The 7,713-nt window shown below is 45.6% G+C and carries 8 protein-coding genes and 2 pseudogenes; 7 read left to right on the forward strand and 3 right to left on the reverse strand.

Annotated elements, in window-relative coordinates:
- Positions 1 to 156, reverse strand: a pseudogene (locus H6B51_RS15470) (transposase); the annotation flags it as partial.
- A 420-nt stretch (positions 157 to 576) separates the two neighbouring features.
- Here H6B51_RS15470 and H6B51_RS15475 point away from each other — a divergent pair.
- Complete coding sequence (locus tag H6B51_RS15475; RefSeq protein ID WP_243421356.1) at positions 577 to 1,062, forward strand: GNAT family N-acetyltransferase; 486 nt, start codon at positions 577 to 579, stop codon at positions 1,060 to 1,062.
- Positions 1,020 to 1,148 (forward strand): hypothetical protein, encoded by a 129-nt coding sequence (locus tag H6B51_RS18195; protein WP_275967550.1) that lies wholly within the window; start codon positions 1,020 to 1,022, stop codon positions 1,146 to 1,148. Before H6B51_RS15475 ends, H6B51_RS18195 begins: the two co-directional genes overlap by 43 nt.
- 103 nt (positions 1,149 to 1,251) lie before the next feature.
- On the opposite strand, the gene H6B51_RS15480 is transcribed toward H6B51_RS18195, so the two are convergent.
- Together H6B51_RS15480 and H6B51_RS15485 are read right to left on the reverse strand one after the other, a co-directional pair.
- On the reverse strand, positions 1,252 to 1,419 hold the full coding sequence (locus H6B51_RS15480; protein ID WP_204884532.1) for a hypothetical protein: 168 nt from the start codon (positions 1,417 to 1,419) through the stop codon (positions 1,252 to 1,254).
- 412 nt (positions 1,420 to 1,831) lie between these two features.
- Entirely contained in the window at positions 1,832 to 2,065 is a 234-nt protein-coding gene (locus tag H6B51_RS15485; protein WP_204884533.1) for a helix-turn-helix domain-containing protein, read from the reverse strand.
- A gap of 130 nt (positions 2,066 to 2,195) precedes the next feature.
- Between H6B51_RS15485 and H6B51_RS15490 the strand changes: the two genes are divergently transcribed.
- The 5 genes and pseudogenes from H6B51_RS15490 to H6B51_RS15510 all read left to right on the forward strand — a co-directional run.
- The gene (locus tag H6B51_RS15490; RefSeq protein ID WP_204884534.1) at positions 2,196 to 3,128 is read left to right on the forward strand and encodes a helix-turn-helix transcriptional regulator; all 933 of its coding nucleotides are present in this window, start codon (positions 2,196 to 2,198) and stop codon (positions 3,126 to 3,128) included.
- Positions 3,125 to 4,117: an exonuclease/endonuclease/phosphatase family protein gene (locus H6B51_RS15495; RefSeq protein WP_204884535.1), complete on the forward strand. Its 993-nt coding sequence runs from the start codon at positions 3,125 to 3,127 to the stop codon at positions 4,115 to 4,117. The genes H6B51_RS15490 and H6B51_RS15495 overlap by 4 nt, the downstream gene beginning before the upstream one ends.
- 83 nt (positions 4,118 to 4,200) lie before the next feature.
- Positions 4,201 to 6,618 carry a hypothetical protein gene (locus tag H6B51_RS15500; RefSeq protein WP_204884536.1) on the forward strand — a complete coding sequence of 806 codons (2,418 nt, stop codon included), beginning with the start codon at positions 4,201 to 4,203 and terminating at the stop codon, positions 6,616 to 6,618.
- 3 nt (positions 6,619 to 6,621) lie between these two features.
- The gene (locus tag H6B51_RS15505) at positions 6,622 to 7,296 is read left to right on the forward strand and encodes a DUF697 domain-containing protein (RefSeq protein WP_204884537.1); all 675 of its coding nucleotides are present in this window, start codon (positions 6,622 to 6,624) and stop codon (positions 7,294 to 7,296) included.
- A 49-nt stretch (positions 7,297 to 7,345) separates the two neighbouring features.
- Positions 7,346 to 7,516 (forward strand): annotated as a pseudogene (locus tag H6B51_RS15510) (protein adenylyltransferase Fic); the annotation flags it as partial.
- Between the last annotated feature and the right edge of the window lie 197 nt (positions 7,517 to 7,713).

Raw genomic sequence — 7,713 nt, forward strand, 5'->3', positions numbered from 1 at the left:
GCAGAACAGATAGACGTCCAAAACACCCCGGCTTTTGAGGTCATTCAGCACATTCAGCCAAAATTTGCTGCTCTCATGCGCCCCGATCCACACGCCCAGGATATCCTTCTGGCCATCCATGGAGATACCCAGCACCACATAGGCCGCTTTGGTCACATATTAGGATCCCCTGGGGGGTGGGGGGCATTCACGGCGGCAGCAGCTTATCCACTCTTGTGCCAGCCGACATACCAATGTTGAGCCGCCCAGTCAGGAACTGCTATGTGTCCTTTTGCCCAGTCTGCCGCATATTCTTTCCCGCTAAATTTATGGCTTATCTGAAAATCCGCGGATTCAGCGTAGTATACAGCTGTTAGCTGAGCGTAGGTTAGTCTGTGACATTGCCCCGGCCGTCTGTTATAATGATCAAAGCTATCTGGTCAAAGTGTTTCGAAAATCGCTTGGAATAACGCCGTATAAATCCCGTAAACATGGAGCTGCCCGGATGATCCAAATGTGTGGAGTGCTTTGGTGAAAACAACCCTGTAGAAACAGGTGCCGCCATACCATAGTTTTATTTGATGGAGGTAGCAAAGTATGGTGATTGAAACAAAACGGCTGATTCTGCGCCCCTTTCTGGAGACGGATGCGGCGGACGTTTACGAATATCTGAAAGAGCCAGTGGTCAACTGCTTTGCCAGTATGAAGCTGCACTCCCTGGACGAGGCCAGGGCGGAGATGAAAAAGCGGCTCGATGAGGTGGAATACTATTTTGCCATCACCCTGAAGGACGGCGGCAAGGTAATCGGAGAGATCGACGCATACCCGGAGACGGGCGAACCCCACGCAGGTGAGGACGCCGTGCGGGATACCTTCAGCCCCTGCTGGATGCTGAATGAGAACTACCAGGGGAAAGGGTACGCCTTCGAGGCGGCCCATGCCTTCTTTGACTATCTTTTTTCCCAAAAGAAGGCAAGGCGCATTATGCCTACACCGAGGACTACAACCTTGCCAGTCAGCACCTTTGCGAGAAACTGGGTATGCGACGGGAAGGCGTGTTCCTGGAATTCATCTCCTTCGTGAACAATCCCGACGGCACGCCCCGGTATGAAAATACCGTGCAGTATGCCATTCTGAAAAAAGAGTGGGACCACCGGCAGTCCGATTGATCCAATACCGCCCGCTGAGATCTGTAGATGTTCAGCGTGCGGTATTCTTTTGTTTCTTCCGGCTGCTCTGGCCCTAATCTTTCCGAAGCGGGCGCAGCTCTTCCTACAGGTGATCCAGAAACACCTCAGCCACCTTCGAAAAAATACGGGATTTCTTCCGGATCAGATGCATCCCCAGCTTCGGCTCTAATAGGCGAAAACAGAGGTTGCTGCCCGTCGTGTTCACCAGCTTGTCCAGGGTGAATGCGTGACCCATCCCATCATCCACCACATCAGCGAGGCGTCTCCTTTTGCTAAAAAAACGGATTGCCATGCCAGTGTGAGCACTGGCTCGCAATGACAGGCTTGTGCAACATGTCAATTCTGCGACATGACCCCGTTTCCTTCTGGCCCGACACTCATCTGTTGTTGTCAACATCCGGCATCGAGCAGATAACCGGGGCAGGGAAGGGCGGACTCAGCAAGAAAAATCCCCGTCAGCGTTTCTTTGTATTTAAGAATAGGGGCTAAGGGTGCGACCTGGAGAATGCACAGATCGGCGTTTGAGCAAAAACAGCCTTGGAATGGCTCGGGGCTGCTCAAACCCATGGAAATGTTGTCGTGTCACTTCAAAAACAAAATAGTCAGAAAAAGGATAAGAGTGTCAACCACTGTCTATGATATATGCTATAATAGGCGTAACATCAGTCCTCAAAGGCCAGAAATTTTTGAGGGGCCACATCCAGAACTGCAGCAATATCAAACAGGGTGTCTAAGGATAGTGCTTTGGAGATGTTGGGGGCCTCCAGATGTCCGATATAGGCAGGGGTTAAACCGACTTGCTCCGCAAGTTCCTCTTGGGTCAGTCCTCGGAGCTTTCGGTAGTAGGCAATCTTCAACCCGATTTGGCGGTATTGTTCGGCGTAGATGGATTTCATAGTCGATTCCTCCATATGTACCTATGGTAGCGAATCGTGACAAAAATTGACATGAGTTGATAAATATATTATTATATTTTTTAGATAGTAATATATGCTTGTCAGCACATGGTTATTCATGGAGGAGCTTATGGACGGAGGATCTTTGAAGTCAGAGCGTTTGCTGCAGATCTACTCACGTTTAGTCAGCGGTGATGTTCTCTCGAAAAAAGAATTGGCGCGGCAATTTCATGTCACGGAGAGGAGCATTCAGCGTGATATGGAGTCGTTGCGCTGTTTTTTTGCCGAACAAGGGCTTCGACAGGATATCGTCTATGACAAGCAGGAAAGAGGCTATCGGCTGGAACAGCCCGTTTTGCCTCTGCTCAATAACAGCGAAATTCTGGCGGTATGTAAGATCCTGCTGGAAAGCCGCTCCATGCGCCGGGACGAAATGCTGCCCATCCTGGACAAGCTCATCTCCTGCTGCGTGCCGGCGCGGAGTAAGCGGGCGGTGGCGGAGCTGCTGGCCAACGAAAAATATCACTATGTGGAACCTCACCATGGACAGCATATTCTCCCCGGTCTGTGGGAGATCGGCCAGGCGGTGCAGGAGCACCGGGTAATGGAGATTGAGTATACGAGGATGAAGGAGCCTAAATTGGTTCGTCGGCGTATACAGCCGGTGGGTATCATGTTCTCCGAATATTACTTCTACCTGACAGCTTTCTTGGAGGACAAGACCACATTTGATAACCCAGACGACCTGTTCCCTACCATCTACCGCATTGACCGGATCAAGTCCTTCAAGGTTCTGGATGAGCACTTCAGCGTTCCTTATAAAGACCGTTTCCAGGAGGGAGAATTCCGCAAGCGGGTGCAGTTTATGTACGGCGGAAAGCTGGAGCGCATTAGGTTCAAGTACACCGGGCCGTCCATCGAGGCCGTGCTGGATCGGCTTCCCACAGCGAAAATATTGTCCAAAGACGAGGAGGGCTGGACTGTGGAGGCAGAGGTGTTCGGGAAAGGGATCGAGATGTGGCTGAGAAGCCAGGGGCTTTACATCGAGGAGGCGGCGGAATGAGTTATCGAATCGCATCTTTTAACATGAAAAACTTTTCATTGGCAACGGATAAAGATTTAAATCGAATTGCTGCGATCATTAAAGAGGAAAATTTCGATATTGTCGCCATGCAGGAAGTACTGGCAGCAGGGAGGCCAATCTCTGGCGTTCCCGTGCAGAACAAAATGGCACAAAAAACGGCCATCGAGAAATCGTTGATTGGACGGTTAGGCCAGCAATGGGATTCATTTTGGGGAGATCCAAAGACAAGTTCTAAGTTTTATCCTTACTTGGGCAAGGACAGTCGGGGCGAAGGATATGCATTTCTTTGGAATAGCAAAAAAATTGAACTTATGGATGTTCCAAACAATCCCCGCATTTTCAGAAATTATAAAACAAATTTCGGCAGCGGAGCACTAAGGCTGGCTCGCGATCCTCTTTATGGCCGCTTCAAAATAAAAAGAACCAAAATTGAGCTTCGCCTTATTACAACCCATATCATTTTTGGGAAACCGTCTGATGATCTTATGAAAACGGACTTTGATGGTGGTGCAATTGCTCTCAGGCAGCACGAATTTGATGTGCTTGCAGGCAGCGTTTATAAAAAAATTAGCGATTATAGAAAAGATGTGGAACCAACGGTTCCCTATACGCTGATATTGGGAGATTATAATCTCAATTTGGAGTCCAGCGGAATTGGGAAAGCCGTATTAAAGGATACTGCATTTTTTTCACCCAACGGGCAGCCTTTGACCAGTTTTGAACCAGGATGTGAGGTAATATATACCGTTCAAAGTGATAAAACGACGTTAAGCAAAAGCGATTATGCAAATAATTACGATCACTTTTCCTATAATGAAAGGACAAAAAGAATTGTTAAAAGCTGGAACAGAGTTGACGCGGTTCACGCAAAAGGCGATGTTGGAAAGCAAGAGGAAGAACGATTCGAGCAGTATTACAACAAGGTATCGGATCATGTCCCTATTGTTGTTGAATTGAGTTTTCGATAAATCCTTTGGTACCATGGTTTAAGAACCAAAAATTGCAGCTACCGCAATATACTATTTTGCACTATGCAGGGAGGAAGAAGAATATGACCAGCAATGTTGCGGGTGTCAGCCACGAAAGGCATAGCCATGAAGAAAAGCGTAAGGCCGCCTATGCTCTGAATATGTGTACCGTTTCGGTATCGCAAATCGTGGACTATAATGACTCCTATATTTTGGAGCAGGAATACGATGCCATCTTAAATAATCTGAATCTGAAAGAAATGCCAAAGGACGAAGCCCTGCTTCGTATCCTAAGTGAGCTTTTGAATGTCATTACATTTTTCCGCATTCAGAATATCAAAAAAGCTCAAATTGAGAAAAGGTATCAGGAGCAGTTAAAGAATGCCATCTGGTCTGCCATACCGAATTTCAGCGTTATTATATCAGGGAATCCGATTGCTATCGCATTTTCGCTTGCAACGCAGATTGGATCTGGATATATGAACTATCGCAGAGAAAAAGCCAATGCCGGAATAGCGAAAGAAGATGCCGAAATCGAACTTCAAATCACTGCTATTGAACAATTCAACGCGCTGAAGAGAGAATTATTCACAACTGCATGGCGCCTGGCGGATGAATATGATTTTGATGATGAGTGGCGGCTTACAGAAAAGCAAATCGAGCAATATAACAACATTTTGCTTGACACAAATGAATATAGAAAATATGCACGCCTGGAGGCAATATCCAATAGGTTTGTTGCCTATCCGCCATTTTGGTATTTCTATGGCCATACTGCCAACGTCATTGCGGAGGAGGCCCGGAAAAGGCTGCAACAAAACAAAAAGAATACTGGGGAAGAAATGCAAGCGTATGATAAGGATTCCTCTATTGCAAAAGAATACGGTGAATTGGCAAAAAATCATTACGAGCATTTCTATACATTGACCCAAAATCACATTCTGCGAGAAGATCAGCTTGCGGCTTCCTGTGCTTTGGAATATGTTGATCTCCTCTGGAACGAGAATCAGCCAGACAGAGAAAAAATATACGGTTTACTGAAATTGGCCGAACATCTGTCTCCAAATTCCTTCGATATTATACAGCTGTGTGCTATTTCTTATCTCAAAGTTGGAAAAAGTGATGATGCGGCCAGGCTGTTAAAGATACTTGTCAATGAAGAGTACAACACTGTTGCCAACGCAAAGATTTTGAGTCGCCTCTATGTCAGCAAATATCTGTCAGGCAAAGACTCGGCAGCCTTTGCCCACTATAACATATTAAAAACACAGGTTGACCCACTTTATCTCTATCCGATGCCGGAGGGCTTACCCGACGGCAATCAAGACAAATTGCTTGAAGAAAAGTTTATGCTTACCCAGAAGGCAATTTTAAAGAAGGCTTACCGAAATACTTTGGATGCCTACGCAAAAAGAATGATTATAAAATTCAATTCTGTTATTCCAGCTCCAGAAGATGTTCCACCTGAACGCCGCGATACCTATTATGGCAATACAAGTGCAGCCAATGCTCACAGAGAAGAAGCAGCAAAAAAGATTCTGGACAGCAAGGCCAAGGCAGAGTATATTAGCCGCTTAAAAGAGCGCGGATTTAGAATCGGTTTTACTGATATTTTAAATGAAACAGTGGCAGGAATCGAAGAGTTATCCTGCTTCAGAGACCTAAATGAGCACGATGGCTTGATTCGTCTGATTGAGAGGAGATTACGGTTGGCCCGGCCGGAATTGACCTTGTTTCAAACCAAGCTGAATGAGCTCAATTTTAGTTTTGAGGATTACAAGAAGTTGGTTCGCAACTATTCCTATCCATATTTTACAGAGGATTTCTATGGAAGGCTGAAAACCCATATTGATGATGTAATCGATGCAGTTTCCGAATACGAGTCCATTGACAAGCTCGACCGTGAGTTGAGCGAGTTCTGTGAACGGCATACGCTTCCTGCGCCGGAGCAATATTTGCATATGTATAAAGAAACATCGCAGGAACCCATAGTGTATTCCCACATCGTATCGTTTGATGACGAACTTCTTGGTGAGAAGCGAAGCAATCAAAACAGCGAAAAAATGCGTAAGCACATGGAAAAAATTATTCAGGACAACATGGGAGAATTGATCCGAAACCCCGATTGTGTTAGTATTTACTTAATGGATGATGGCATCGCATTCAATTCCTATCTCGGCAATGATAAGCTGCGCATCCAAAATGGTTATCTCTACTTGGTTCGGCAAAAGGCATTTGCCATACTGGATGATAAAACCAAAAAAGATTTTGACCTCATTTTCTGCACGGACGGCATTGCAGTAGTTGATAAGAACAACATTCGTGATACCGTTTACTATAATGATATTAAGTATTCTGCCGATGGTAACACCGAAGAACTAAAACTTGGTTATCCTGATGTGTTTACAAATAAGGATGTAAATATAAACACCCTGAACGGTATCATTATTGAATTGGGCAAGTATGTACGTAGCTTGGATAATCAATATGTGGAGGTCTAAGGGGTGAATATAGTGGCAAATGATTATAAAAAAGTAATTGCTGAAAAAAAGGCCGAGGCTGCTCGTCTCATGAGTTCCAATCAACTTACGAAGTGCAGTGTAGCCATACATACGGCAGCCGCCGCAAGCGCTGCGGCTGGGGCAGTTCCGATTCCTGTGGTAGATGCCGTACCCATTACCACAGTTCAGGTTTCTATGGTTATCGCATTAGGAAATATTTTTGATCGAAAAATAACAGAATCAGCTGCTAAAGGTTTGATTGGTGCGGTTGCTGCTACTTTCGTTGGCAGAAATCTGGTAAAACTAATCCCGGTTTTTGGCTGGGGCGTTTCTGCCGCCGTTGCTGGAGGTGTTACAGAAGCTGTCGGTTGGACACTTGCGGTTGACATGGCTAATAATGCCAAGAAAGCGTGGGAGAGCAGCGATCGTACTGCGGAGGATACTTGTGAACCAACAACTGCCAAAGAATCAGAGAGAACGGAAGAAAATGAACCAACGGATATAATTGGTGAATTAGAGGCACAAGCAGAGCAATTCATATCAGGTCAAAAGAATCCAAAAGACTTTAAAGAAGATCTTGAAAAACTTTGCCGTGATATCGAAACTTGGATAGATGAATTGCCAACAGATCATCCGTTGTTAAAATACTATGATAAACTGTTTCTTTTAACGGTATAAGAGTATCCATCAAATCTCTTGCGTACACCCGCTCAAACAGTGCAGCTTGGCCAAAATCGATAAGGAGGACTATCTTTTGGCCATGGAGCGCGGCCCGATTCGAGATATTGAGATCAAATATTTGATCCGAAATACATTAACTACAGAAATCGACAACCGCGAGGTGTATATGAAAGGCATTGGCCACAGCTACTATTACGAGGGATACACAACCTTTTAGACAGAGGAACTATAAAGATCACTACAGCGCCAACCCATTTCTCGGGTTGGCGCTGTAGCGTTAGCAGATGTTTAGTAACCGTCAAATCTCCGTAAGCGCTCAATAACCACCCGTATACAGTCAAAACCCGGTAGGACTTGCAATCCTACCGGGTTCGTTTATTTGCAATCAGAGGTCTCCAAATATTTACGGCGTTT

Source organism: Pseudoflavonifractor phocaeensis (assembly GCF_016901955.1).
In the GTDB taxonomy this organism is placed as follows: domain Bacteria; phylum Bacillota; class Clostridia; order Oscillospirales; family Oscillospiraceae; genus Flavonifractor; species Flavonifractor phocaeensis_A.